This is a genomic window from Bradyrhizobium sp. (assembly GCF_016213215.1).
Lineage (GTDB): Bacteria > Pseudomonadota > Alphaproteobacteria > Rhizobiales > Xanthobacteraceae > Bradyrhizobium.
The window spans coordinates 31,876-56,700 of record NZ_JACRAW010000056.1; the positions used below are offsets into that span (position 1 = coordinate 31,876).

Genomic DNA, 24,825 nt, shown 5'->3' on the forward strand with positions numbered 1-24,825 from the left:
GCTCGTCATTGGAAACCCGATCTTGATCTCGCTCAAGCTGGTCAACGTGTCACACCGGGATCGCGCTGCGGGCTCCAGGTCGGCGTTCGAGTGGGAAGGGTTTGCCGCAACCCGCTGCGCTCTCGAGCTCGGCGACTTAAGAGCGAGCTTCGCAAGCGGGAGAGGTAAAACGAGCTGCGGTCGAACCGCTCGACCCGAACTCAGCGCGTTGGAATGAAGCTCGGGCCGACCGTGCGGATCGGCTTGTTGTCCGAAGCGCCCGGGTTGGCCGGCGCGGACGATGTATCCGGCGCCGGCGTGCCGGCCGCGGTGGAAGGCGCAGCGCCCTTCTTGGCATTGACCGGTGCGGCCTTGCCCATCTGGCGCTGCTGCATCTTCCTGGCGCTCTCTTCGGTGACGATGATGTCGCCCTGTTGTTCGGCGGTAGCCTTGTCGTCGACGGATTTCAGCGCGTCGGCCCAGGTCTGGCCTGCGGCCTTGCAGGAGCAGGACGGGTTGAACTCGGTGCGGAATTTGAATGCGTTGGGCAGCGCCGTGTAGGGCTGGCCGTTGGTCGAGACCGCCGCGTTCATGTCCTCCCCCGGATTGCGATAGGCGTAGAGCGAGGCTTCCGCGGCCGGGCACAGCGCCTTGCAGGCCTTCTCGTCATCCGGGAAGCGGGCCGGGACGGTGGCAAAAGAGATCGGGAAATAGGCGCCGTCGCAGGTGCGCACGCAGACGGTGCGATAGGTGCCGGACTGCGGACCGAAGTCGCCGCCGGGCGGCCCGGCGGGGTTGTTGCCGCCGCCGAACAGGTTGCTCAGGAAATTGCCGGGGCCGCCCTGCGCCTGCTGCGCAGCGGCGGCGTATTGCGGGCCGCAATTGTTCTGCGCCAGCGCCAGCAGGACCGATCGGCGCTGATTGTCGCGGTCGTTGCCGAAGCCGCCACCGCCGCGCAATCGCTCGAGGTTCGAGGTGATCTGGTCCAGATTGGCGCGCATTTGCTGGATCTGGGTGTTGACCGGACCGCACTGCGCCGATTGGCCGCTGAACAGCGAGAAGAAGCCGGAGCTGTCGCAGCCCATGCGCTTGGCCTGCAGGGTCACGCGATCGAGCTCCGCCTGCTGTCGGCTTGCGGAATCCTGGTAGCGGCGGATCTGGTCGTCCTTGGCCGGGTCGCCGGTGGCGCCACGGTCGACCGCTGCAAGCTGCGCTTCCAAGCGCGAGCACATCGGATTGGTGGCCGCCCCCGGGGGCGGACCGGTCTGCGCAAAGGCGGAGGAGCCGAGCACCAGAACGCCAAGGAGCGCCGTGCAGACCAGGATTCGTGGGGGAAGGGCGGCAGTCACGATACTTTGGATGTCCGGCCAATAGGGGATCGGTCGGCCTTGTGCCGATGGGCGCCTTCAATAGCCCCTTCTCGGGGCAGCGTCACGTCGTTTCCGGGGCGCCGGTGTGACGAAAAGGTTTGCCGGATGCGAAAGGTCAGCGCTGACAGGTGATTGCGACGTATTCGTCGCAATGCCCGCGGTTGCAGTTGGCCGCGGTTTTGGGCACCGAGCCGGTAATTTCGTCGGGATCGACGCGACGATAGGCCGATGCCTGAACGAAATCACGGGACCGGCAGTAGGAAAGGGCGGCGGGGGCACCGCATTTGTCGCCCTTGGCGAGACACTGGTCGACGCCGTAGCCATCCGCCTCGTTGGCGATGATGAAAACGCGTGTCTCGGCCAGGGCGGCCGACGCGGCAAGGCTGAGCGCGCAGGCAAGAAACGCCGGAAGCGATCGCATGGTACACCGTGAGATGAGGGAATAGCCCTCGAACTGAATACGCTGAAATGGTTAAGGATGACCAACCATGGCGGGAGCAAGAGGCTTTGGGTGTCGAAAGCGGCATTTTCGCGGCTCTTGACGCCGTCCCGCCTCTGCCCCATGGTGAGTTCATGAACGGTCTCCTCATTTGCGCAATTTGCCGCGAGATTACGAGCTAGCGATTCGCTGGCTGAGGCCGTCTTTTCTCAACAAAGAGAGCACTGGACGCCCGGCCGCAAGGGATTGGGTATCCATGGAACTGCGCCTTTACGACACCCTGACCAAGGAGAAGCGGCCGTTTCAGCCGCTCGACCCTGGCAACGTCCGCATGTACGTCTGCGGGCCGACGGTCTACGACTTCGCCCATATCGGCAATGCGCGCCCGGTGATTGTGTTCGACGTGCTGTTCCGGCTCCTCCGGCAGGTCTACGGGGCCGACCACGTCACCTATGTTCGCAACATCACCGACGTCGACGACAAGATCAACGCGCGCGCCGCGCGTGACTTTCCGGGCGTGCCGCTGAACGAGGCGATCCGCAAGGTTACCGAGGAGACCGAGAAACAGTTTCACGAAGACGTCGATGCGCTCGGTTGCCTCCGGCCCACGGTAGAGCCGCGCGCGACCGAGCACATCGCAGAGATGCGCTCCATCATCGAGAAGCTCGTCGCCGGCGGCTTTGCCTATGTCGCCGAGGACCATGTGCTGTTCTCGCCGCAGGCGATGGATGCGGCGAATTCGGTGCTGCCGCGCTATGGCGCGCTGGCAAAACGCTCGCTGGACGAGATGATCGCCGGCGCCCGCGTCGATGTGGCGCCCTACAAGCGCGATGTCACCGACTTCGTCTTGTGGAAGCCGTCCAAGCCTGGGGAGCCGTCGTGGCCGTCGCCGGCCGGCATCACCACGCCCGGCCGTCCGGGCTGGCACGTCGAGTGCTCGGCCATGGCGTGGAAGCATCTGGGTGAGCATTTCGATATCCATGGCGGCGGCATCGATCTCGTGTTTCCGCATCACGAGAACGAGGTCGCGCAGAGCTGCTGCGCCTTTCACCGGTCGCGCATGGCGAACTTCTGGATGCACAACGGCTTCCTGCAGGTCGAAGGCGAGAAGATGTCGAAGAGCCTCGGCAACTTTGTCACCATCCGCGAGCTGCTCGCGGATTGGCCGGGCGAGGTGCTGCGTCTGAATATGCTGAAGACGCATTATCGCTCGCCGATCGATTGGACCTTGAAGGGCCTTGAGGAGAGCGAGAAGACCCTCGACGACTGGTACCGGACCGCAGCCGATGCTCAATCGGGACAGCCCGCCGATGGTGTGATCGAGGCGCTGCTCGACGACATGAACACGCCGCAGATGATCGCGGCGTTGCACGGGTTGCGGCACAATGCACTCTCGGGAGGCGAAGCCGCTCGGACCGAGTTGGCTGCCTCGTTGCGCCTGCTCGGTTTTCTGTCCGAGGGCGCGGCGCAGTGGGAGAGCCGCAAGCGCCAGGGGAGCGGGATCGATGCCGCGCAGATCGAGCGCCTGATCGGCGAGCGCACCGCGGCCCGGGCGCGCAAGGATTTCAAGGAATCCGATCGCATTCGCGATGAGCTCGCTGCCATGGGCGTCGTGCTGAAGGACGGTAAAGGCCCTGACGGCAAGCCCGTCACCACCTGGGAGATCGAGCGATGAAGAAGCCTGATACGCCGTTTCCGAGGCATTGGCTCTATTATATCGCGCTGAAGGTCGTGCTTCTGGCCGGAGCCGTGGCGCTGGTCCTGAAGCTGTACGGACTGTGGTAAGGACGATGGGACAGACCCTGCCGAAAGCCGCGCTGCGGCCGTTCCTGGCCGCCGATATTCCGGTGCTCGCGGCGATATATGCTGCCGCCATCGAGGAGCTGAGCGGCGACGATTACAGCGAAGCACAGCAGGAAGCCTGGATCGCCGCCATCGACGACGAAGATGCCTTCGGCCGCAGGCTCGCCGGTGAACTTACGCTTGTCGCGACGGTCCAGAATTCGCCGGTCGGTTTCGCCTCGCTCCGCGGCAAGGAACATATCGACATGCTTTTCGTGCACCCGAGCGTGGCGGGGCAGGGGGTCGCCACCATGCTGGTCGACGCGCTGGAAAAGCTCGCCGGCAGCCGCGGCGCCAAGAGCCTCACCGTCGATGCCAGCGACAATGCGCAGGGTTTCTTCCTAAGGCGCGGCTATGTCGCCCAGCGGCGCAATACCGTGACCATCAACGGCGAATGGCTTGCCAACACCACCATGCAGAAGACGCTCGGCAGCGGCCAGGCGCCGGGAGCACCGTCATGAGCAAGGAGCGCCTCTACCTGTACGACACCACGCTGCGCGACGGCGCGCAGACCAACGGCGTCGATTTCACCCTCCTCGACAAGCAGTCGATTGCGCACATGCTTGACGAACTCGGCATCGACTATGTCGAGGGCGGCTATCCCGGCGCCAATCCGCTCGACAACGAGTTCTTTGCGGAGAAACCTAGGCTCGGCCACGCGCGTTTCACCGCGTTCGGCATGACGCGCCGCGCCGGCCGCTCCGCCGCCAATGATCCGGGCCTTTCCGCGCTGCTCGAGGCGAAGGCCGACGCCATCTGCTTCGTGGCGAAATCATCAGCCTACCAGGTGCGCGTCGCGATCGAGACCACCAAGGAGGAGAATCTCGCCTCGATCCGCGACAGCGTCGGCGCGGCGAAAGCCGCGGGCCGCGAAGTGATGCTGGACTGCGAGCATTTCTTTGACGGCTACAAGGAGGACCCGGACTTCGCGCTCGCCTGCGCCAAGGCCGCCTTTGATGCCGGCGCACGCTGGGTGGTGCTGTGCGACACCAACGGCGGCACCATGCCGCATGAAGTCGAGACCATCGTCTCGGAGGTGGTCAAGCACATCCCGGGCGATCATGTCGGCATTCACGCCCATAACGATACCGAGCAGGCGGTCGCCAATTCGCTGGCGGCGGTCCGCGCCGGTGCGCGGCAGATTCAGGGCACGCTCAACGGGCTTGGCGAGCGCTGCGGCAACGCCAATCTCTGCTCGATCATCCCCACCCTGAAGCTGAAGAGGGAATTTGCGGACAGCTTCGAAGTCGGAGTCACGGATGAGAAGCTTGCGAGCCTGGTGCGGGTATCGCGCACGCTCGATGACATGCTCAATCGCGCGCCGAACCGCCATGCGGCCTACGTCGGCGAAAGCGCGTTCGTGACCAAGACCGGTATTCATGCTTCCGCCGTGCTGAAGGATCCGCAGACCTACGAGCATGTGGCGCCGGAATCGGTCGGCAATCACCGCAAGGTGCTGGTCTCGGACCAGGCGGGGCGATCCAACGTCATTGCCGAGCTCGATCGAGCCGGCATTCCCTATGAAAGGAACGACCCGAAGCTGACGCGGCTGATCGAGGAAATGAAGGAGCACGAGGCGGCGGGCTTTGCCTATGAGTCGGCGAACGCCTCGTTCGAACTCCTGGCGCGGCGGACGCTGGGCAAGGTGCCCGAATATTTCAAGGTCGAGCAGTTCGACGTCAATGTCGAGCAGCGCGACAACGCGCTAGGCAAGCGGGTGACTGTGGCGCTGGCGGTGGTCAAGGTCAATGTCGCGGGCGAGCGGCTGATCTCGGCCGCCGAAGGCAACGGTCCGGTCAACGCGCTCGACGTTGCGCTGCGCAAGGATCTCGGCAAATACCAGAAATACATCGAGGGCCTGAAGCTGATCGATTATCGCGTGCGTATCCTCAATGGCGGCACGGAGGCGGTGACGCGCGTCCTGATCGAAAGCGAGGACGAAAAGGGCGAGAGCTGGACCACGGTCGGCGTGTCGCCCAACATCATCGACGCCTCTTTCCAGGCGCTGATGGATTCGGTGTTCTACAAGCTGGTGAAATCCAGCGCGCCGGCGTGATTTTGGTGAAAGCGAGTTGCGGAGATCGTCATTGCGAGCGAAGTGAAGCAATCCAGAATGTCGCCGCGGATGCATGCTGGATTGCTTCGTCGCTTGCGCTCCTCGCAATGACGGCGGTGGGAGCACGCCATGATCGACCACGTTTCCGTCGGTGTCAGCGACCTCGAACGTTCCGCGACGTTCTATGAGGCCGTGCTGGCGCCGCTCGGGCTGTCGAGGCTGGTGACGCGGCTGGCAACGATCGGCTACGGCAAGTCCTATCCGGAGTTCTGGATCAATCTGCGCGCCGGCATGACGCGCGTGCCGAAGGAGGGCGGCGCGCACACCTGCCTGCGTGCCAGGTCGACCGCGGACGTCGACGCCTTCCATGCCGCGGCGCTTGCGGCCGGAGGGACCTCCGAAGGCGGGCCGGGGCTTCGGCCCCACGATCGGGTGCGCTACTACACGGCGTTCATCGTCGACCCCGACGGCAACCGCATTGAGGCCGTGACGTTTCCGGCCGAATAGCGAAAAGACTTACAGCCTGCGCGCCATATCCGGCGCGAGATCAGTTTCGGTCTCGGGAATGCGGGCCGCGGCGGCCTCCAGCCGCGGCAGGATATCCTCGACCCGGTCGGCTTTGAGGATATCCACGGCAAGCCCGGCACGAATGAACTGCGTCTCGCGCATGTGCATGACCAGCGCAAACAGCGGCTCCCAGAAATTGTCGATGTTGGCGAGCAGGACCGGCTTGGCGTGACGGCCGAGCTGCTGCCACGTCAACTGCTCCACCAGCTCCTCGAGCGTGCCGAGGCCTCCCGGCAGCGCCACAAAGGCGTCGGAATGCTCGAACATCAGACGCTTGCGCTCGTGCATGTCCGGCGTGACGATCATCTCCTGTACGCGCTTGAGGGCGTTTTCGCGGCTCATCAGGAACTCGGGGATGATGCCGGTCACGGCGCCGCCATGATCCAGCGCGGAAGTCGCGACCGCGCCCATCATGCCGAGCGATCCGCCGCCATAGACCAGGCGGACGTTGTTCTCGGCAAGCGCCTTGCCGAACGCCCTGGCCGCCTCGATGAAATGTGGATTGGTGCCCGGGCCGGAGCCGCAATAGACACAGACGGTTCGTATAGAGCTCATTCTTTGCATGATGCATCGCAAGGTAGGGGCGTCAAGTCGAATCGGTAGGTGGCAGCGGCCGCAAATTCGGCAGTGATATTCGACAAACGATGAAGGAAATGGTTCCAGCGAGGGGTGCGTTCAGCGCTTGGACCCTCTATATGACCATTTGAAGAATTCGATAACAGGCCCGGCTGAAGATGGGCCTGAGGCTCCTTTTAATGGCTCATCCTCACTCGTCCCCGCACGGCTCCGAAGCGAACGAATCTGTCACGTGTTCGGAAGAACGGGCCACCCTGTTTGGGACGCTCGCTCACCTGTGGCCCTATATCTGGCCGGGCGATCGTCGCGACCTGAAGATGCGCGTTGTCTGGTCGATGGTGCTGCTGCTGGTCGCCAAGCTCGCAACCCTGGCAGTGCCGTTCACCTTCAAATGGGCCACCGATGCGCTGACCGGGGCCAACACCGCGCCAGTGGAAGCCTCCAACTGGCAGCTATGGGTGATCGCAGCGCCCCTCGTGCTCACCGCAAGCTACGGCATCATGCGCGTGCTAATGGCGGTGCTGACGCAGTGGCGCGACGGCATCTTCGCGCGCGTGGCGATGCACGCGGTGCGCAAGCTCGCCTACATCACCTTCGTCCACATGCACGAACTGTCGCTGCGCTTCCACCTGGAGCGCAAGACCGGCGGCTTGACGCGCGTGCTCGAACGCGGCCGTACCGGGATCGAAGTCATCGTGCGCATGGTGATCCTGCAGCTCATTCCGATCATCGTCGAGGTCACGCTGCTGATGGGCGTGCTGTTCTGGCAGTTCGACTGGCGCTACGTGATCGCGACCCTGATCATGGTCGTGATCTACATGTACTATACCTACATGGCGACCGAGTGGCGGATCGGCATCCGCCGCAAGATGAACGATTCCGATACGGAAGCGAACACCAAGGCGATCGACTCGCTGCTCAACTACGAGACGGTCAAGTATTTCAGCGCCGAGGAGCGGGAAGCGCAGCGCTATGACCGTTCGATGGAGGGCTACGAGCAGGCAAGCGTCAAGACCTACACCTCGCTCGCCGTTCTCAACGCCGGGCAGGCGGTGATCTTCACCGCGGGGCTGACCGCGACCATGGTGATGTGCGCAATCGGGGTGCGCAACGGGCACAACACGGTGGGCGACTTCGTCATGATCAACGCCATGATGATCCAGCTCTACCAGCCACTCAACTTCATGGGCATGGTTTACCGCGAGATCAAGCAGGCGATCATCGATATCGAGAAGATGTTCAACGTGCTGAGGCGCGATCCCGAGATCAAGGACGCTGCCGGCGCGAAGCCGCTGGTGGTGACGGCAGGCAATGTCCGCTTCGAGGACGTGCGCTTTGCCTACGAGGCGCAGCGTCCGATCCTGAAGGGCATCAGTTTCGAGGTGCCGGCCGGCAAGACGGTTGCAATCGTCGGTCCCTCGGGCGCGGGCAAGTCGACCATCTCGCGGCTGCTGTTCCGGCTTTATGACGTCTCCGGCGGGCGGATTATAATCGACGGCCAGGACATCCGCAGCGTGACCCAGGCGTCGCTCCGGGCATCGATCGGCATGGTGCCGCAGGATACCGTCCTGTTCAACGACACCATCCGCTACAATATCCGCTACGGCCGCTGGAACGCCACCGACGCCGACGTCGAGGAGGCGGCGCGCCTCGCGCAGATCGACGGCTTCATCCGCATGTCGCCGCACGGCTATGAGACGCAGGTCGGCGAGCGCGGGCTGAAACTGTCGGGCGGCGAGAAGCAGCGCGTCGCGATCGCGCGCACCGTATTGAAGGCGCCGCCGATCCTGGTGCTGGACGAAGCGACTTCGGCGCTCGACAGCCACACCGAGCACGAGATCCAGGGTGCGCTCGACCGGGTGTCGCAGAACCGCACCTCACTCGTGATCGCGCACCGGCTTTCCACCATTGTCGGTGCCGACGAGATTATCGTCCTTGACCAGGGCCGCATCGCCGAACGCGGCACGCACGTCCAGCTCCTGGCCCTCGGTGGTCTTTACGCCAGCATGTGGAATCGCCAGCGCGAGGCGGAGGCGGCGAGGGAGAAGCTGGCGCAGATCAATGAGGAGCATGCCGCCCCCAATCGCGAACCGCCGCCGGTCGAGGACACGTTGACGGCTCCCGCGGCAGCGGAATGACTTGTCGGCGATACGAACTCTGGCCTAATCCTGTCCCGGCGCCTCGTTCGCGGCGCGCCGTCCTCTCCCGCAGGGGGAGAGGACAAATTCCCTGGTAATCGTGATGTCCATTGTCAATTCCATCCACCGGCAGATTCCCCCGATCCACCCGGAAGGCTATCCGTTCATCGGCGGTTTTGCGCTCGCCAGCCTGATCCTGTTCTGGCTCTGGACCCCGCTGGGCTGGATCGGCACGGTGCTGACCATCTGGTGCGCGCTGTTCTTCCGCGACCCCGTGCGGGTCACGCCGGTCCGCGACGGGCTCGTGGTCTCGCCCGCCGACGGCCGCGTCTCGATGGTGACGCTGGCGCAGCCGCCCGCGGAGCTGGGCCTGGGCGACCGTCCGCTGCCGCGAGTCTCGATCTTCATGAGCGTGTTCAACTGCCACGTGAACCGCAGCCCGGTCGCCGGGCGGGTGGATCGCATCGCCTACCGTCCGGGCGCCTTCATCAACGCCGAACTCGACAAGGCGAGCGAGGACAATGAGCGCAATTCGCTCGTCATCTCGACAGGCGAGGGACGGATCGGCGTGGTCCAGATCGCCGGGCTGGTGGCAAAACGCATCGTCTGCTTCGTGCGGGAAGGGCAGTCGATCGGCGCCGGCGAGCGATTCGGCCTTATCCGCTTCGGCTCGCGCCTTGACGTTTATCTGCCGGAGGGCACCAAGGCACTGGTCTCCGAGGGTCAGAGCGCGATCGCCGGCGAGACGGTGCTGGCCGATATCGGGCTGAACGACCCGGGCCGGGCCTTTCGAGCCAGTTAACCGGGAGAACCTCCCGTTACCTTTCGCCGACGGCCATCCCGCCGGAATGGCGGAACGTGCCCGCGCTTGCTATATTCAAAACCATGATGCCCTACGATCCCACATCCCCGGAAATGCGCCGCCGGCGGTTTCGCCCGATCCCCGTGCGCATGCTCGTGCCCAACGTCATCACGCTGCTGGCGATCTGCGCCGGGCTGACCGCGATCCGCCTGTCGATCGAGGGCCGGATGGAATTGGCGGTGGGGGCGATCGTGTTCGCCGCCGCCCTCGACGGTATCGACGGCCGCATTGCGCGGCTCATCAAGGGGCAGTCGAAATTCGGGGCGGAACTGGACAGTCTGGCGGACTTCGTCAATTTCGGCGTGGCGCCCGGCCTGATCCTCTATTTCTGGCAGTTGCACGAACTGCGTAACGCCGGCTGGATCGCGGCCATGGTGTTTGCGATCTCGGGCGGGCTGCGCCTTGCGCGGTTCAACGCCACGATGGACGATCCCAACAAGCCGCCGTTTGCCGCCAACTTCTTCACCGGCGTCCCGGCGCCTGCCGGCGCGATCACGGTCCTGTTGCCGATCTACATCGCGTTTCTCGGCCTGCCGCGATTCCCCGTGGTGCTGACGGCGTTCTATACGCTGCTGATCGCGTTCCTGATGGTGTCGCGCCTGCCGGTTTTCTCGGGCAAGACCATGCGCATGCGCGTGCCGCCCGAACTGGTACTGCCGGTATTTGTCGGCGTAATCTTCTTCATCGCGCTTCTGATCGGCTATCCCTGGTACATCCTCTCGGTCGGCTCCGCCCTTTATCTGCTGAGCCTGCCGTTCGGCTGGAAGTCGTATCGCGACCATGAGCGTAACGCCGCGGTTGCGCGCCCGGCCGACGGGGCCGCGGCCACTTCCGCCCCGAACCTGCCTCCGAACATTTCGGAGCCCGCGCACGACGATCGGCCCGATCGGCTGCACTGAACAGCTCTCCGAACTTTGAGCCATGCACGGGTGCCGAGTTGGGTTCAGACCCGATCTCGGCTATACCGCGGCGAGCCAGGCTGCCTGCAAGAACAGCCGCGCCAAGGAGAGGAGAAACACCGTGACGACATCCGGGCCGCTGCCAGCATCCGTCCTCGAAGCCCTGGCGCGCTATGACACGCCGACCATCTGCAACGCGATGGAGATCGTCGCGCCCGAGCGGCGCCTGATCGGCTACACCGTCAAACCGTTGGTCTGCCCGTTCCCCGACCTGCCGCCGATGGTCGGCTATGCCCGTACGGCGATCATCCGCTCAGTGCTGAAGTCCGGCCTTTCCGCCGAGGAACAGGCCAAGCGCCGCATCGCCTATTATGAATACGTCGGCACCGGGCCCGGCCCGCGCCTCTCCGTGATCCAGGACATCGATGGTGCGGATGTCGGCTACGGCGCGTTCTGGGGCGAGGTGCAGAGCAACGTGCACAGGGCGCTAGGCTGCCTTGGCGTGATCACCGACGGATCGATCCGCGACATCCCGGCTTGGGCGCCGGGCTTCCAGGCGCTCGCCGGCTCGATCGGCCCGTCGCATGCCTGGGTCCACGCCGAGAGCTTCGGCTGCGAAGTGCGCGTCGCCGGCATGACGGTGCGCTCGGGCGACCTCATCCACGCCGACCGCCACGGCGGGATCGTAATTCCATTCGAGGTCGCCGCCCGGCTGCCCGAGGCCGCCGAACTGTGCGGCCGCCGCGAGACGCCGATCCTGGAAATCGCCCGCAGTCCCGACTTTTCGTTGGAGAAGCTCAAGGATGCCTTGAAGCGTTCAGCCGAAATCCACTGAACCCCGGCTGGTCCGCTTTCGAGCTCATACTCGACCTCTGTCATGCGACTCGCGCGATATCCGCGGCGCCCCGATAGATCATGTCCACTGCGATGTAGAGGATGATGAGCAGGCCGAGGTAGGCGATCCAGCGATGGTTTTGCAGAAGCCGCGCGATCAGCGACGCGGCTGCTCCCATCATCGCAACGGAGAGGATCAGGCCGAAAATCAAAACGGCGGGATATTCGCGTGCGGCGCCGGCGACAGCCAGGACGTTGTCGAGCGACATCGATACGTCGGCAGCGATGATTTGCGACGTTGCCTGTAGCAGGGTCTTCCGAGGCACGCCTTCGGCGTTCGTGTCGGCGAGTTCAGCGTCGTCGACCTTTTCCGTCTCGGAGGACGATGCGCGCAGCTCGCGCCACATCTTCCAGCAAACCCACAACAACAGGATTCCGCCCGCAAGCAGAAGGCCGACGATCTGCAGGATTTGCGTCGTCACGGCGGCAAACAGGATACGCAGCACTGTCGCGGCCACGATTCCGATCAGAATCGCCTTGGTTCGCTGCTTCTCAGCCAGACCGGCCGCAGCAAGTCCGATGACAATGGCGTTGTCCCCGGCCAGCACGAGGTCGATCATGACGACCTGCAGGAAAGCGGAGAGGACATCGAGAGTAAACAATTCGGACACGGGTCATGCTCCCCTTGTTGTGGGAGAGTGACCCGGTTTCGACGCCCGGGTATTGCTACGGTGGATGACGAAATCCACCGTGACGCAAACCTGCGCGGCAGGTCGAAGCAGGGCCACTCCAGCTCAACTCCAGTCCGACATCGCAGCCTGTCGGCTGCCAGAGGGGCCCGGCCTGGTACGATCTACTTCAGTTGCGACTCCTGCCGCTGGGCGGCCTGTTCCTCGAAGAACAGCGCCGCTTGATCCGGTTCGCCAAGAATCGCCGCTGCGCAACCCATAAAGGTGAATGCGCCGGCAAAATCCCACAAGGTTATGCTCGCCGCATTTTCCCCTACGTGGATCGCGCGCGCCACGAGGGCGGCAATTGCCGCCTCCGCAAAGAGCAGAATGCTGAACGCAGGCAGGACAATCTCCTGGTCCAGCATGCGGATCATCAGGACCGCGGGAAACCCGACCAAGGTGCCGAATAGCGCCACCATTCCGAGGGGCTCCAGCGGTCCGGCATTTCGTGTGATCCAGTTTAGACTGGAAGCAAACATCCTGGTCCCCTTGGGCGAACTTGCACGGGCGCCGTCGACGACGATCTGACAATAGCAAGACCTGCCTGCGCGGGCGAGATTGAGGCCCGTGACGCAGCGCCGCAGATGGGTGTAGTGGTCGCGATGCGGAACCGGCGCAGGTGGAACCCATAACGGAGCGCCCAATGAAAATGAGTGACAAGACGGTGTTCATCACCGGATCGACCGACGGCGTCGGCCGCTATGTCGCAGGCCGGCTTGCCGCGGGCGGCGCCACGGTTCTGATCCACGGCCGGGATCCGGAGCGCGCCAGGGCGCTCATCGACGAGATCACCAGAGCCGGCCACCCGGCGCCGGCGTTCTACCAGGCCGATCTCTCCGCGCTTGCCGGCGTGCGCCGGCTTGCCGAAGCAGTCGCGCGGGACCACAAGCGTCTCGACGTCTTCGTCAGCAATGCCGGCATAGGGTCACGCTCGCTCGGCGCGGATCGACGGACCAGCGCGGACGGACATGAGCTGCGCTTTGCCGTCAATTATCTCGCGGGATTTCTCCTAGCCAATTTGTTGCTGCCTCTGTTGAAGGAAGCCGCGCCGTCGCGGATCGTCAATGTGGCCTCGCTCGGGCAGCACCCGATCGATTTCGACGACGTGATGATCACCAAGGGCTATAGCGGCTCGCGCGCCTACGCGCAGAGCAAGCTTGCGCAAATCATGTTCACCATCGATTTCGCCGCCGAGCTGAAGGGAACGGGCGTCACCGTCAATTCCCTGCATCCGGCAACCTACATGAACACCACCATGGTGCGTGAGGGCGGGATTACTCCGGTGTCGACCGTGGAGCAGGGCGGCGAAGCGATCCTGCACCTCGTCGCCGGGGACGATGTCGCGGGCAGGAGCGGGCTGTTCTTCAACGGCCTGCACGAGGCCAAAGCCAATCCGCAGGCCTATGACGAGGAGGCGCGCCGACGGCTGCGCGAGCTGAGCCTCAAGCTGACGGGGCTTTCCCGTTAGCGCGGCGAACATGGTTAGCGGAGCGTTGACGCCAATATCCCGAGGACGCGCCCGTCGCGAGCTCTTGCCCGCAGCAAAAGCCTTCCCCGCGCGCTTAACCTTTACGGGTCTTTAATGAGGGGCCACGTAGGGTCTGACGGCGCGGTTCGGGCTGGGCTGCGTCACCGTCCAGGACGGCCGGTCGTCGGTTGCGTAGGCGTTGGAGTCTCCCATGGATATTATGACGAGCGCTGGGCTCGTGGTCGGCATCGTTGTCATCCTGGCGATGATGCTGCTGGGCGGCGACCTCGCGATGTTCGTGAGCGATCACGCCATCATCATCATCTTCGGCGGCTCGATTGCGGCCACAATGATCCGCTTCCCCCTCAGTTCGCTTCTGCACGGCGTTCCGCTCGGCGCCAGATTCGCCTTCACGATGAGCCGCCTGTCGGCGCGCGAACTCGTCGACGAACTCGCCCGCATCGCGGAAATCTCCCGCAAGCAGGGACCGGTCGGCTTGGAGAAGGTGGAGACCGACGAGCCGTTTCTGGCCAAGGGCATCCGGTTCGTCGCCGACGGATACGACCTCGAGTTCATCCGCGACAATCTCGAACGCGACCGCGACAATTTCCTGATGCACCTCGATGAGGGCAGCAAGATTTACCGCGCCGTCGGCGACTGTGCGCCTGCGTTCGGCATGTGCGGCACCCTGATCGGCATGGTGCAGATGTTCGCCAACATGACCGACCCCTCCAAGCTTGGCCCCTTCATGGCAACCGCGCTGCTGGCAACGCTTTACGGGGCGCTTGTGGCAAACCTGTTCTGCCTGCCCATCGCCGACAAGCTGCACACCAAGCTGATCGACGAGGAGACCAACCGCACCCTGATCATCGATGGCATCCTCATGATCCGCGAGTCCAAGAGCCCGACGTTGGTTCGGGAAATGCTGCTCGCATATCTACCGGAAAAGCATCGCCAAGAGGAGGGCGAGCCTGTGCCGGCCTGATGCTGGTTGAGGGCGGGACCAGATCATGGCGAAGAAAGATCGGGGCGGCGGACATCAAGGTGGGCACGGCTGGTTCGTGACTTTCGCCGACCTGATGGGTCTGCTGGTGAGCTTCTTTGTGATGCTCACTGCGTTCTCAACGCAGGACAAGGAAAAGCTCAGGATTGTTGCGGGCTCGATGCGGGACGCCTTTGGCGTGCAAACCGAGACCCGCTATTCGGGCGTGATCGAATCGGACGGTCTGCCGACGCGGACCAAGATGAAGAACATCGATCACATTTCGCCCGAGGAAGCTTCCAATACGCCGACTCCGGACCAGAAGGAGCGCGAGCGCATTGTTGGCGCCAAGCTGAAGACGGACCGCGAGTTCGCTCTGGCATCAGCGTCGCTGCGTCAGGCGCTGCAGGACATGCCGGAACTGACGGAACTGTCAAAGCACATTATGTTCGAGGAGACCAAGCAGGGCCTCAATCTCGAGATTGTCGACCAGGACGGCCGGTCGATGTTCCCGGATGGCTCCAAGGTGCCTTACGAGCGTACCCGCCGGCTGATCCAGAAACTCGCCGTTCCGCTGAAGGCGACGCCGTTGCGCGTATCCATCGTCGGCCACACCGCCGCTGGATTCGTGCCGGCACGAAGTGACTACGACGGCTTTGACCTCTCCTCCGACCGCGCCAACGCCGTGCGCCAGATCCTCGAGCGGGAGGGCCTGCCGCCGTCCCATGTCTATGCGGTGTCCGGCAAGTCAGACACGCAGCCGCTGTTTCCGGACGACCCCTCCCTGGCTGCAAACCGCCGCGTCACCGTCACGCTGATGCGCGAGGATCCGCCGCTGCCGCCCGATCTGAAACCATAAATTACCATTATACCACCGCGGCGATGGCGGCCGGGGAGTGGCCAGGAGGTCACAGTAACCGCCGACAGGCCTGCTATGGTTCGGTTGACAGGCTCCGGGGAAACGTCAAAAGCGTCCGGATCAAATCAAGGGACGAAGCGTTTTCAACCTTCATGGCGGCCAGCACCACATCGACCGAAGCCGAGGATGGGTCGGTCACGTCCGGCTTCTGGGCGCTGACGCTTGGAAGCATCGGCGTCGTTTTCGGCGACATCGGCACCTCGCCGCTGTACGCCTTTCGCGAGGCGGTGGCCAGCGCCACAGAGGGCCAACCTGTCTCGCGCATTATCGTGCTCGGGGTCCTCTCGCTGATCCTTTGGGCGCTCCTGATCGTCGTGACCGCCAAGTACGTCCTGCTGTTGCTCCGCGCCGACAACAAGGGGGAGGGCGGCACGCTCTCGCTCATGGCGCTTGGTCAGCGCGCTCTCGGCCGGCGCAGCATTTTCCTGCTGGCGCTTGGCGTCGTCGGTGCCTCGATGTTCATCGGCGATTCCATGATTACGCCGGCGATCTCGGTATTGTCAGCGGTCGAAGGTCTCAAGCTCGCGGCGCCGGCGCTCGAGCACTACGTCGTGCCGCTCACCGTGTTCATCCTGGTGGTACTGTTCTCGGTCCAGAGCAAGGGGACCGCGCTCGTTGCTTCCGCGTTCGGGCCGGTGATGGTTGTCTGGTTCCTGAGCCTTGCCGTGATGGGGCTCGTCCATATCAGCGACGATCCTTCCGTGCTGGCCGCGATCAATCCGTATTATGCGATCGAGTTTCTGCTCTCGCACGGGACGATCGGCCTCGTCACGCTCGGTGCGGTGTTTCTGGCCGTCACGGGGGGCGAGGCGCTCTATGCCGACCTCGGTCACTTCGGCCGCAAGCCGATCCAGTCCGCCTGGGTGTTCTTTGTCCTGCCCTCGCTGCTGATCAACTATTTCGGGCAGGGCGCATTGGTGCTCGCAGACCCCGCGGCGATCGAGAATTCGTTCTACCGCATGGTGCCGGACGTCCTGCTGCTGCCGCTGGTCGGGCTTGCCACGGCCGCGACGGTGATCGCGAGCCAAGCCGTGATTACGGGAGCTTACTCGCTGGTTCGCCAGGCGGTGCAGCTCGGGCTCCTGCCGCGTTTTGAGGTTTGCTACACCTCCGAAACCCACGCGGGGCAGATCTACCTGCCGCGGGTGAACCGGCTACTCCTGATCGGCGTGATGCTACTGGTGTTGCTGTTCCGCACCTCCAGCAATCTCGCTTCGGCCTACGGCATCGCCGTTTCGATGACGATGGTCGTCGACGGCATCATGGGCTTCGTGGTGATCTGGAAACTGTGGAATTTCCGGGCCGCCACGGCGGCTGCGCTGATCATTCCGTTGGTGGTCGTCGACATGGCCTTTTTCAGCGCCAATCTCTTGAAGCTGCTCGAGGGCGCCTGGGTACCGCTGTTGTTTGGTGCGGCCATGGCGGTCATCATCTGGACCTGGCGGCGCGGCTCGGCGATCCTGATCCTGAAGACACGCAAGACGGAAGTTCCGCTCGAGGATCTGGTTGCGAGCCTGGAAAAGCGTCCGCCGCACGTGGTCAAGGGCACGGCGGTCTTCCTCACCAGCGATCCCGCTTTCGTGCCGACGGCGCTCCTGCACAATCTCAAGCACAACAAGGTGCTCCACGAGCACAACGTGATCCTGACCATCGAGACTGCGCAGACGCCCCGGGTCGATTCCGCCGAGCGGGTTCGGATGGAGCGGATCAGCGAGAAGTTCTCGAAGGTGAAACTGCGCTACGGCTTCATGGAGTCACCCAACGTGCCCAAGGCGCTTGCCATCGCGCGCAAGCTGGGCTGGCAGTTCGACATCATGTCGACGTCGTTCTTCGTGTCCCGACGTTCGCTCAAGCCGTCCTCGCAGTCCGGAATGCCGCTTTGGCAGGACCACTTGTTCATCGCGCTGACCCGGTCCGCCAATGATGCGACCGACTACTTCCAGATTCCGACGGGCCGGGTGGTTGAAGTCGGAACCCAAGTCATCATTTGAAAACCGTTCTCGTCCAGGTATGCATTTTTGCATGGCTTGGCCCCGCAATTGTGCTATGCCATGCGCTCGGCGCGGGACTATAAGCCGCCGCCTTCGCGATACTGCCAGAAGCATTCGAGGCCTGCGAGCTTCCCCATGACCAGTGAACTAGCAGCTCCCGCCCCGGAGACGGTGGTGGCGAACGGGCATGGCAATGCCCACTCCACCGCCAGCTTCAGCGCGCTGACGCTCGGCAGCATCGGCGTCGTCTATGGCGACATCGGTACCAGCCCCCTTTATGCCCTGCGCGAAGCCGTGGTGGCGGCGGGCGGCGGCTCGGACGGCGCCGCAACCGTGCAGGCGGTCATGGGGGTGCTCTCGCTGATCCTTTGGGCACTCATCATCGTGGTGACTCTGAAATACGTCGTGATCCTGCTCCGCGCCGACAACCACGGCGAGGGCGGAACGCTCGCCCTGATGGCGCTGGCGCAGAAGGCGGTCACCAAGGGCGGCGCCGCGATCGTCTTGCTCGGTATCATCAGCGGCGCGCTGTTCTACGGCGATGCGGTGCTCACGCCGGCGCTCTCCGTGCTCTCCGCGATCGAAGGTCTCAAGCTCGTCACCGTGACCTTCGAACCCTATGTCGTGCCGCTGACGGTCGTGATCCTGGTCGCGCTGTTTGCTGTCCAGTCGCGCGGCACCGCGCGCGTGGCGACCTTCTTCGGACCGATCATGTGCATCTGGTTCGTCGTCCTCGCGGTTGCGGCAATCGAGCCGATCATGAAGCAGCCGCAAGTCCTGCTGGCGTTCAATCCGCTGTACGCGGTGTCGTTCATGATCCATCACGGCATGATTGGCTTCGTCACGCTCGGTGCGGTGTTTCTCGCGGTCACCGGGGCGGAGGCGCTCTATGCCGACCTGGGTCATTTCGGCAAGCGACCGATCCAGGTGGCCTGGCTATTCATCGTGCTGCCCTCGCTCGCGATCAATTACCTGGGGCAGGGGGCGCTCGTCATCGCCAATCCGGCCGCGATCGAGAATCCCTTCTTCATGTTGTTTCCCCAGGGCTGGATGCTGATCGCCATGGTGGTGCTCGCCACGATGGCGACCGTGATCGCGAGCCAGGCAGTCATCACTGGCGCCTACTCGCTGACGCGGCAGGCGATTCAGCTCGGATTGCTGCCGCGATTTGAAATTCGTCATACGTCGGAAGCCCATTCCGGCCAGATCTTCATGCCGCGGATCAACCTGCTGCTGCTGATCGCGGTGATGCTGCTGGTGCTCATGTTCCGCTCCTCGAGCGCGCTGGCGTCCGCCTACGGCATCTCGGTGACCGGGACCATGGTGGTCACGGCCATGATGGGCTTCGTGGTGATCTGGAAGGTGTGGAACTGGTCGGCGGTCGCGGCTGCCGCGCTGATCGCGCCGTTCCTTTTCCTCGACCTGACCTTCCTCGCCGCCAACCTGCTCAAGGTCTGGGAAGGCGGCTGGGTGCCGCTCGCGCTCGGCGCTGTCATGATCATCCTGATGTACACGTGGCGCCGCGGCAGCCGCCTTTTGTTCGAGAAATCGCGCAAGCTGGAGTTTCCGCTCTCCGACCTGGTCGACATGCTCGAGAAGCGGCCGCCGCAGCGGGTGCCCGGTACCGCTGTCTTCCTGACCAGCGATCCGGTCAGCGCGCCGACGGCGCTCATGCACAGCTTGAAGCACTACAAGGTACTGCATGAGAAGAATGTCATTCTCACCATCGAGACCGCGCCGACGCCGCGGATGGATCCGGCCGACCGGGTCAAGCTCGAGCAGATCAGCCCGACCTTCTCCAAGGTGACGCTGCGCTTCGGCTTCATGGAATCGCCGAACGTGCCTCGGGCGCTGGCGATCGCCCGCAAGCTGGGCTGGCAGTTCGATATCATGTCGACCTCGTTCTTCCTGTCCCGGCGCGCGCTGAAGCCGGCGGCCCATTCCGGCATGCCGCGGTGGCAGGACCGGCTGTTCATCGCCATGAGCCGTTCGGCCAATGACGCCACCGACTATTTCCAGATCCCCAGCGGCCGGGTGGTCGAGGTCGGGACGCAGGTTGCGATCTAGGTTAAGGGCGCATTTCAAGCCTTTGTAGCGCTTGATTTTCGCCGGCCGAGGCGCGAGTTTGCCGCCGCCGGGGGTTGGCTGGGCTCAACGTGAAGTTCGGTTGGAGGTATGCGTGACTAATCAGGTGCAGGATCTGACACCACAGGAGGTATCGAACGGCATCGCGGAGGGCCGCTATCTGCTCGTCGATGTGCGGGAACCGAACGAGGTTGCCGCCGAGGCCTACCCTGACGGCGTCGTCGTGCCGCTCTCGAGCTTCGACCCCAAATCGATCCCCGATCCGCAAGGCAGGCAGGTCGTCTTTGCCTGCCGCTCCGGAAAACGGTCGGTGACCGCGTCCCTTGCCGCCCAGGCCGCGGGCCTGCCCTATGACAAGCATCTCGCCGGCGGCATCCTCGGCTGGAAGGCTGCAGGATTACCGACCAGGACGGGCGGCTGAGACCTCCCATGACCTCCATGAACAAGGTCTTCGCGGACCTTCCCGTCACGATATTCGAGGCGATGTCGCAGCTCGCGCGCGACAACAATGCCATCAATCTCGGCCAGGGGTTCCCCGACGATCCGGGGCCGGAGGACATTCGGCGAGCCGCCGCCGATGCCGTGGTCAACGGCTACAACCAGTATCCGTCGATGATGGGGATCCCCGAACTGCGTCAGGCGATCGCCGCCCACTACAAGCACTGGCACAAGCTCACGCTCGATCCGATGACCGAGGTGATGGTGACCTCGGGGGGGACGGAAGCGCTTACCTCGGCAATATTGGCCGTGGTGGAGCCCGGCGACGAGGTGGTGGTCTTCCAGCCGGTTTATGACTCCTACCTGCCGATCATCCGCCAGGCGGGGGGCATTCCGCGCCTGTTGCGGCTGGAGCCGCCGGACTGGCGTCTGTCGGAAGAGATGCTGAAGAGCGTCTTCAACCGCAAGACCAAGGCGGTGCTGTTCAACAACCCGCTCAACCCGGCCGCGGTGGTCTATCCGCGCGAGGACCTCGAGCTGCTCGCCCGCTTCTGCCAGGAGTTCGACACCATCGCGATCTGCGACGAGGTCTGGGAGCACGTGATCTTCGACGGGCGCGAGCATATCCCGCTGATCACGATCCCGGGCATGCGCGACCGCACTGTCAAGGTCGGCTCGGCGGGCAAGATCTTCTCGCTGACGGGGTGGAAGATCGGCTTCGTGTGCGCCGCGCCGCCGCTGCTCCGCGTCGCCGCCAAGGTGCACCAGTTCCTCACCTTCACCACCGCGCCGAACCTGCAGGCGGCGGTCGCCTACGGCCTTGCAAAGTCCGACGATTATTTCCTCGACATGCGCAGGACGCTGGCGCGCAGCCGCGACCGGCTGACGGCCGGGCTGGAGAGCATCGGCTTTCCGGTCCTGAAATCGCAAGGCACCTATTTCCTCACCGTCGATCTTTCACCGCTCGGCCTCAACGAGACCGACGAGGCCTTCTGCCGGCGTATCGTCACCGACTACAAGGTCGCCGCCATCCCGGTGTCCGCCTTCTATGAAAAGGACCCGGTGACATCGGTGGTGCGTTTCTGTTTTGCCAAGAAGGATGAGACCATCGACACGGCGCTCGAGCGCCTGTCGGACGCGGTGCACCGGCGGAAGAGGTAAGGCATGACGCGCGACCGGATCTGCTCCCTCCGTTTCGCCGCACTAATTGCCGGAGCCGTGGCCCTTCTTGATTCACAGGCGGCGGCCGGGGAGCGCACCGTCAACTTCTACAACTGGTCCAACTATATGGCGCCGGATGTCCTGGAGAATTTCACCAGGGAGACCGGCATCAAGGTGGTCTACGACACCTTCGACGCCAACGAGACGCTCGAAACGCGCCTGATGGCGGGAAAGTCCGGCTACGACGTCGTCGTTCCCACGGCCTATTTCCTGCAGCGGCAGATCAAAGCCAACATCTTCCAGAAGCTCGACAAGTCGAAGCTGCCCAACCTGGCCAACGCCTGGCCGGTGGTGACGCAACGCCTCGGCACCTACGATGCCGGCAACGCCTACGCCGTCAACTACATGTGGGGCACGACCGGGATCGGCTACAATGTGAAGAAGGCAAAGGAGATCCTCGGCCCCGACGCCGCCATCGACAGCTGGGACGTCGTGTTCAAGCCGGAGAACCTCTCAAGGCTCAAGGATTGCGGCGTCCACATGCTGGATTCGGCCGATGATATCTTCCCGGCGGCGCTCAACTATCTCGGGCTCGACCCGAACTCGACCAGGCAGGCGGACCTTGAGAAGGCGGCGGATGCCGTCGCGAAGGTGCGGCCCTATGTGCGCAAGTTTCACTCCTCCGAGTACCTGAGCGCGCTGGCCACGGGGGAGATCTGCTTCGTGGTCGGCTGGTCCGGCGACATCATGCAGGCAAGGAGCCGCGCCGCCGAAGCCAGGACCGGCATCGAGATCGGCTACGCCATCCCGAAGGAGGGCGCGCAGATGTTCTTCGACAATCTCGCGATTCCGGCCGATGCGAAGAACGTCACCGAAGCCTACGAGCTGATCAACTATCTCTATCGCCCGGACGTGGCGGCGAAGAATTCCAACTTCCTGTCCTATGCCAACGGCAACCTCGCCAGCCAGAAGCTGATCGACCCGAAGATCCTGAACGACAGGAACATCTATCCGGATGATGCGACGCTCTCGAAGCTGTTCGTGATCACGGCGCGCGATCCCGCCACCCAGCGCATCATCAACCGGCTCTGGACCAGGGTGAAGACGGGGAGGTAGCCGCCTGAAGGTCCTGCTTATTCTCACTCTTCGTCATGCCCGGGCTTGACCCGGGCATCCGCGTCCTTGGTACCGTTTGAGAGGAAAGGCGTGGATGGCCGGTTCAAGCCCGGCCATGATGGGCAGGAGTTAACGCTCGTACTACCGCCACCTTCGATGCAGCCAGAGCCACTGCTCGGGGTGCTCGCGGACCCAGCCTTCGACCACGGAGGTGACGGCCTGCATGGTGCCCTGGATGTCGATCTTGCCCGAGGCGTCGCGCGCCGGGGTGACCTCTTCGGACAGTTCGGCGCGGAAGCGATGGTCGGGCAGGCGGATGATGCGCACGCCGTGAACTGGACATTCGACCTGCCGCAACAGGCGCGCCAGCGTCGGATTGGCGCGGGTCTTGCGGCCGAAGAAGGTGACCTCGACGCCGCTGGCCAGATACTGGTCGACCAGCATGGCGACGTGCTGGCCTTTTTGCAGCGCCTCGCCGAGCCGCAAGGGTGCGTCGCGGCCGGCGGGGATCAATGTCCCCATCTTCACCTTGCGCATGTCCTGGATGATCCGGTCCGCGGCGGCGATGTTGGGGCGCCGATACAGGATCGCGGCGTCAAGCCCGTGGGCGACCGCCGCCAGCGCCGGCAGCTCCCAATTGGCAAGATGGGACGCGAAGATCAGGGCCGGCCGGTTGTCGAGCCTGAGCTGGGCGAACAGCTCATGCGTGCGCGGCGGAATCTCGATGCGGCTCAATTCGGGATGGGCGGGATCGTGCTCCCAGATGTGATCGAGGTGGGCGAACTCGGCGCCAACCCGTCCGAGGTTGTCCCAGACCCCGGCAAGGATCCTTTCGATTTCCTCCGGCGACTTTTCCGGAAAGGCGGCCTTGAGGTTGTCGCGGCCTATCCTGTCTTCGCGGAGCAGGGGACCGATGCGTTGCGCGGTGCGCGCGAATAGGTCCGCGGTCTTGATCGGATCAAAACGGCGCGCGGTGTGCAGCATGCCGATCGTCAGCGCGCCGACCACGGCTCCGCCAACGGATTTTGCGGCCTCGCGGGCGCGGGCCATGGTCCGGACCAGCAGGGAACGCATCCTTATCGGTCAGGCCGGTTCGCCGGTCAGGATCAGCGAGGCGTTCTGCCCGCCAAAGCCGAACGAGTTCGACATCACCGCCGTGACGCGCGCGTCGCGCGCTTTGTTGGGCACGACATCGAAGGGGATCGCCGGATCCGGGACATCGTAGTTGATCGTGGGCGGGATGCGCTGATGCTCGAGCGTCAGCACCGAGAATACCGCTTCCACCGCGCCGGCGGCCGAGAGGGTGTGGCCCACCATCGACTTGTTCGAGGATACCGGGATCTTGCCGGCCAGTTCGCCGAACACGCTCGAGATGCCGAGGTATTCCATCCTGTCGTTTTCCGGCGTGCCGGTGCCGTGCGCGTTGATGTAGTCGATCTGCTCCGGTGCCATCCCGGCGTCGGCCAGCGCGTTGCGCACGCATCCGATGATCGGCTTGCCGTCGGGGCTGGAGCGGGTGCGGTGGAAGGAATCGGCAAGCTCGCCGCAGCCGGCAAGCACGCCGAGGATCCTGGCGCCGCGGGCCATCGCGGCCTCGTAGCTCTCCAGCACCAGCGCGCCGGCGCCTTCGGCCATCACGAAGCCGTCGCGGTTCTTGGAGAAGGGTTTTACGGAAGTCTGCGGTGGGTCGTTGTGGGTCGACAGCGCCGACAGCAGCGAGAAGCGAACCAGGGCCTCTGGATTGACCGAACCGTCGGTCGCCACGCACAGCGCAGCATCAGCTTCGCCGCGCCGGATCGCCTCGACACCGAGCTGGATGGCGGTCGCGCCGGACGCGCAGGCGGTCGACAGCGAAATCGGCGATCCCTTGGTGCCGAACTTGTCGGCAAGCGCGTTCGCCACCGAGCCGAACAGGAAGCGGTGGTGATACGGGGTGAACCTCCCGCCGCCGCTGACCCGCAACAGTGCATCGTAGTTGATGTCGCCGTCGCCGGCGGCCGCGCGACCCAGTTCCTCGCGCTGCGGCCACTCGACCTCGACCGGCGCCACAGCAAGAAATAGCGGCCCCGGGAAATCGCCCCTGGCGCCGATGCCGGCCTGGGCCACGGCTTCCTCGGCGGCCATATCGCCGAGCCGTTCGGAAAGATCTGTCGAGGAGAAAGGCTCGATCGGAACGAAATCGACCGTTCCGGCCATCGTGGTCTTCAGGCCCACGGTCGGAAAGCGCGTGATGGTGCGGATGCCGGATTCGCCGGCGGTGAGCTTTGCCCAGTTCTCCGTCTTGCCCGCGCCAAGGGACGTCACGACGCCCATGCCGGTGACGACGACGATCGGCCTTCCGAAGTTATCGCGTGGTGCAGCCATCTTTCCCC

At 64.1% G+C, this 24,825-nt stretch carries 23 protein-coding genes; 16 read left to right on the forward strand and 7 right to left on the reverse strand.

Features of this window, described 5'->3' with window-relative positions; genetic code table 11:
* Positions 1-200: 200 nt before the first annotated feature.
* Positions 201-1,328, reverse strand: a complete 1,128-nt coding sequence (locus HY852_RS10200) for a DUF2865 domain-containing protein (RefSeq protein ID WP_291604485.1) — start codon at positions 1,326-1,328, stop codon at positions 201-203.
* A gap of 136 nt (positions 1,329-1,464) precedes the next feature.
* Positions 1,465-1,770: a hypothetical protein gene (locus HY852_RS10205; protein ID WP_291604487.1), complete on the reverse strand. Its 306-nt coding sequence runs from the start codon at positions 1,768-1,770 to the stop codon at positions 1,465-1,467.
* A gap of 274 nt (positions 1,771-2,044) precedes the next feature.
* Here HY852_RS10205 and cysS point away from each other — a divergent pair, with 274 nt between their 5' ends.
* The 4 genes from cysS to HY852_RS10225 all read left to right on the forward strand — a co-directional run bounded on the left by cysS (position 2,045) and on the right by HY852_RS10225 (position 6,193).
* The gene (cysS, locus tag HY852_RS10210) at positions 2,045-3,463 is read left to right on the forward strand and encodes a cysteine--tRNA ligase (protein WP_291604489.1); all 1,419 of its coding nucleotides are present in this window, start codon (positions 2,045-2,047) and stop codon (positions 3,461-3,463) included.
* Between the two features lie 115 nt (positions 3,464-3,578).
* Complete coding sequence (locus HY852_RS10215; protein WP_291604491.1) at positions 3,579-4,091, forward strand: GNAT family N-acetyltransferase; 513 nt, start codon at positions 3,579-3,581, stop codon at positions 4,089-4,091.
* Positions 4,088-5,686, forward strand: a complete 1,599-nt coding sequence (cimA, locus tag HY852_RS10220; protein WP_291604493.1) for a citramalate synthase — start codon at positions 4,088-4,090, stop codon at positions 5,684-5,686. The genes HY852_RS10215 and cimA overlap by 4 nt, the downstream gene beginning before the upstream one ends.
* A 129-nt stretch (positions 5,687-5,815) precedes the next feature.
* Positions 5,816-6,193: a VOC family protein gene (locus HY852_RS10225; protein ID WP_291604495.1), complete on the forward strand. Its 378-nt coding sequence runs from the start codon at positions 5,816-5,818 to the stop codon at positions 6,191-6,193.
* Between the two features lie 9 nt (positions 6,194-6,202).
* On the opposite strand, the gene HY852_RS10230 is transcribed toward HY852_RS10225, so the two are convergent.
* Positions 6,203-6,808, reverse strand: coding sequence for a TIGR00730 family Rossman fold protein (locus HY852_RS10230; RefSeq protein WP_291604497.1), 606 nt, complete (start codon positions 6,806-6,808; stop codon positions 6,203-6,205).
* Positions 6,809-7,008: 200 nt separating this feature from the next.
* Between HY852_RS10230 and HY852_RS10235 the strand changes: the two genes are divergently transcribed.
* The 4 genes from HY852_RS10235 (at position 7,009) to HY852_RS10250 (ending at position 11,563) form a co-directional block, all read left to right on the forward strand.
* Complete coding sequence (locus HY852_RS10235) at positions 7,009-8,967, forward strand: ABC transporter ATP-binding protein/permease (protein WP_291604499.1); 1,959 nt, start codon at positions 7,009-7,011, stop codon at positions 8,965-8,967.
* Positions 8,968-9,064: 97 nt separating this feature from the next.
* The gene (locus HY852_RS10240; protein ID WP_291604558.1) at positions 9,065-9,769 is read left to right on the forward strand and encodes a phosphatidylserine decarboxylase; all 705 of its coding nucleotides are present in this window, start codon (positions 9,065-9,067) and stop codon (positions 9,767-9,769) included.
* Positions 9,770-9,852: 83 nt separating this feature from the next.
* Entirely contained in the window at positions 9,853-10,728 is an 876-nt protein-coding gene (pssA, locus tag HY852_RS10245; RefSeq protein WP_291604559.1) for a CDP-diacylglycerol--serine O-phosphatidyltransferase, read from the forward strand.
* 121 nt (positions 10,729-10,849) lie between these two features.
* Positions 10,850-11,563 (forward strand): RraA family protein, encoded by a 714-nt coding sequence (locus HY852_RS10250; protein WP_291604501.1) that lies wholly within the window; start codon positions 10,850-10,852, stop codon positions 11,561-11,563.
* A gap of 40 nt (positions 11,564-11,603) precedes the next feature.
* On the opposite strand, the gene HY852_RS10255 is transcribed toward HY852_RS10250, so the two are convergent.
* Together HY852_RS10255 and HY852_RS10260 are read right to left on the reverse strand one after the other, a co-directional pair.
* Positions 11,604-12,233 carry a TerC family protein gene (locus tag HY852_RS10255; protein WP_291604504.1) on the reverse strand — a complete coding sequence of 210 codons (630 nt, stop codon included), beginning with the start codon at positions 12,231-12,233 and terminating at the stop codon, positions 11,604-11,606.
* Between the two features lie 182 nt (positions 12,234-12,415).
* Entirely contained in the window at positions 12,416-12,712 is a 297-nt protein-coding gene (locus HY852_RS10260) for a hypothetical protein (protein WP_291604506.1), read from the reverse strand.
* A gap of 224 nt (positions 12,713-12,936) precedes the next feature.
* On the opposite strand from HY852_RS10260, the gene HY852_RS10265 reads away from it, so the two are divergent.
* From HY852_RS10265 to HY852_RS10300, 8 genes are all read left to right on the forward strand, one after another.
* Positions 12,937-13,761 (forward strand): SDR family NAD(P)-dependent oxidoreductase, encoded by an 825-nt coding sequence (locus tag HY852_RS10265; protein ID WP_291604508.1) that lies wholly within the window; start codon positions 12,937-12,939, stop codon positions 13,759-13,761.
* A gap of 211 nt (positions 13,762-13,972) precedes the next feature.
* Positions 13,973-14,746: a MotA/TolQ/ExbB proton channel family protein gene (locus HY852_RS10270; RefSeq protein WP_291604510.1), complete on the forward strand. Its 774-nt coding sequence runs from the start codon at positions 13,973-13,975 to the stop codon at positions 14,744-14,746.
* 25 nt (positions 14,747-14,771) lie between these two features.
* Positions 14,772-15,602: a flagellar motor protein MotB gene (locus tag HY852_RS10275; protein ID WP_291604513.1), complete on the forward strand. Its 831-nt coding sequence runs from the start codon at positions 14,772-14,774 to the stop codon at positions 15,600-15,602.
* 152 nt (positions 15,603-15,754) lie between these two features.
* On the forward strand, positions 15,755-17,653 hold the full coding sequence (locus HY852_RS10280; protein ID WP_291604515.1) for a potassium transporter Kup: 1,899 nt from the start codon (positions 15,755-15,757) through the stop codon (positions 17,651-17,653).
* A gap of 135 nt (positions 17,654-17,788) precedes the next feature.
* Entirely contained in the window at positions 17,789-19,720 is a 1,932-nt protein-coding gene (locus HY852_RS10285; RefSeq protein ID WP_291604517.1) for a potassium transporter Kup, read from the forward strand.
* Between the two features lie 112 nt (positions 19,721-19,832).
* Positions 19,833-20,159: a rhodanese-like domain-containing protein gene (locus HY852_RS10290; protein WP_291604519.1), complete on the forward strand. Its 327-nt coding sequence runs from the start codon at positions 19,833-19,835 to the stop codon at positions 20,157-20,159.
* 8 nt (positions 20,160-20,167) lie between these two features.
* Positions 20,168-21,337, forward strand: a complete 1,170-nt coding sequence (locus tag HY852_RS10295; RefSeq protein ID WP_291604521.1) for an aminotransferase — start codon at positions 20,168-20,170, stop codon at positions 21,335-21,337.
* Positions 21,338-21,340: 3 nt separating this feature from the next.
* The gene (locus tag HY852_RS10300; RefSeq protein ID WP_291604522.1) at positions 21,341-22,453 is read left to right on the forward strand and encodes a polyamine ABC transporter substrate-binding protein; all 1,113 of its coding nucleotides are present in this window, start codon (positions 21,341-21,343) and stop codon (positions 22,451-22,453) included.
* 141 nt (positions 22,454-22,594) lie between these two features.
* Here HY852_RS10300 and HY852_RS10305 read toward each other — a convergent pair whose 3' ends face one another.
* Both HY852_RS10305 and HY852_RS10310 read right to left on the reverse strand, forming a co-directional pair.
* Positions 22,595-23,527, reverse strand: coding sequence for a lipid A biosynthesis lauroyl acyltransferase (locus HY852_RS10305; RefSeq protein WP_291604523.1), 933 nt, complete (start codon positions 23,525-23,527; stop codon positions 22,595-22,597).
* A gap of 9 nt (positions 23,528-23,536) precedes the next feature.
* Positions 23,537-24,817 carry a beta-ketoacyl-ACP synthase gene (locus HY852_RS10310; protein ID WP_291604524.1) on the reverse strand — a complete coding sequence of 427 codons (1,281 nt, stop codon included), beginning with the start codon at positions 24,815-24,817 and terminating at the stop codon, positions 23,537-23,539.
* Positions 24,818-24,825 lie beyond the last annotated feature (8 nt).

Coding starts and splice junctions, on each gene's coding strand:
- HY852_RS10280 (WP_291604515.1), top strand. CDS start 15,755: ATGGCGGCCAGCACCACATCGACCGAAGCCGAGGATGGGTCGGTCACG.
- HY852_RS10230 (WP_291604497.1), bottom strand. CDS start 6,808: ATGAGCTCTATACGAACCGTCTGTGTCTATTGCGGCTCCGGCCCGGGC.
- HY852_RS10235 (WP_291604499.1), top strand. CDS start 7,009: ATGGCTCATCCTCACTCGTCCCCGCACGGCTCCGAAGCGAACGAATCT.
- HY852_RS10225 (WP_291604495.1), top strand. CDS start 5,816: ATGATCGACCACGTTTCCGTCGGTGTCAGCGACCTCGAACGTTCCGCG.
- HY852_RS10300 (WP_291604522.1), top strand. CDS start 21,341: ATGACGCGCGACCGGATCTGCTCCCTCCGTTTCGCCGCACTAATTGCC.
- cimA (WP_291604493.1), top strand. CDS start 4,088: ATGAGCAAGGAGCGCCTCTACCTGTACGACACCACGCTGCGCGACGGC.
- HY852_RS10310 (WP_291604524.1), bottom strand. CDS start 24,817: ATGGCTGCACCACGCGATAACTTCGGAAGGCCGATCGTCGTCGTCACC.
- HY852_RS10215 (WP_291604491.1), top strand. CDS start 3,579: ATGGGACAGACCCTGCCGAAAGCCGCGCTGCGGCCGTTCCTGGCCGCC.
- HY852_RS10265 (WP_291604508.1), top strand. CDS start 12,937: ATGAAAATGAGTGACAAGACGGTGTTCATCACCGGATCGACCGACGGC.
- pssA (WP_291604559.1), top strand. CDS start 9,853: ATGATGCCCTACGATCCCACATCCCCGGAAATGCGCCGCCGGCGGTTT.
- cysS (WP_291604489.1), top strand. CDS start 2,045: ATGGAACTGCGCCTTTACGACACCCTGACCAAGGAGAAGCGGCCGTTT.
- HY852_RS10205 (WP_291604487.1), bottom strand. CDS start 1,770: ATGCGATCGCTTCCGGCGTTTCTTGCCTGCGCGCTCAGCCTTGCCGCG.
- HY852_RS10260 (WP_291604506.1), bottom strand. CDS start 12,712: ATGGTGGCGCTATTCGGCACCTTGGTCGGGTTTCCCGCGGTCCTGATG.
- HY852_RS10305 (WP_291604523.1), bottom strand. CDS start 23,527: ATGCGTTCCCTGCTGGTCCGGACCATGGCCCGCGCCCGCGAGGCCGCA.
- HY852_RS10295 (WP_291604521.1), top strand. CDS start 20,168: ATGACCTCCATGAACAAGGTCTTCGCGGACCTTCCCGTCACGATATTC.
- HY852_RS10285 (WP_291604517.1), top strand. CDS start 17,789: ATGACCAGTGAACTAGCAGCTCCCGCCCCGGAGACGGTGGTGGCGAAC.
- HY852_RS10275 (WP_291604513.1), top strand. CDS start 14,772: ATGGCGAAGAAAGATCGGGGCGGCGGACATCAAGGTGGGCACGGCTGG.
- HY852_RS10270 (WP_291604510.1), top strand. CDS start 13,973: ATGGATATTATGACGAGCGCTGGGCTCGTGGTCGGCATCGTTGTCATC.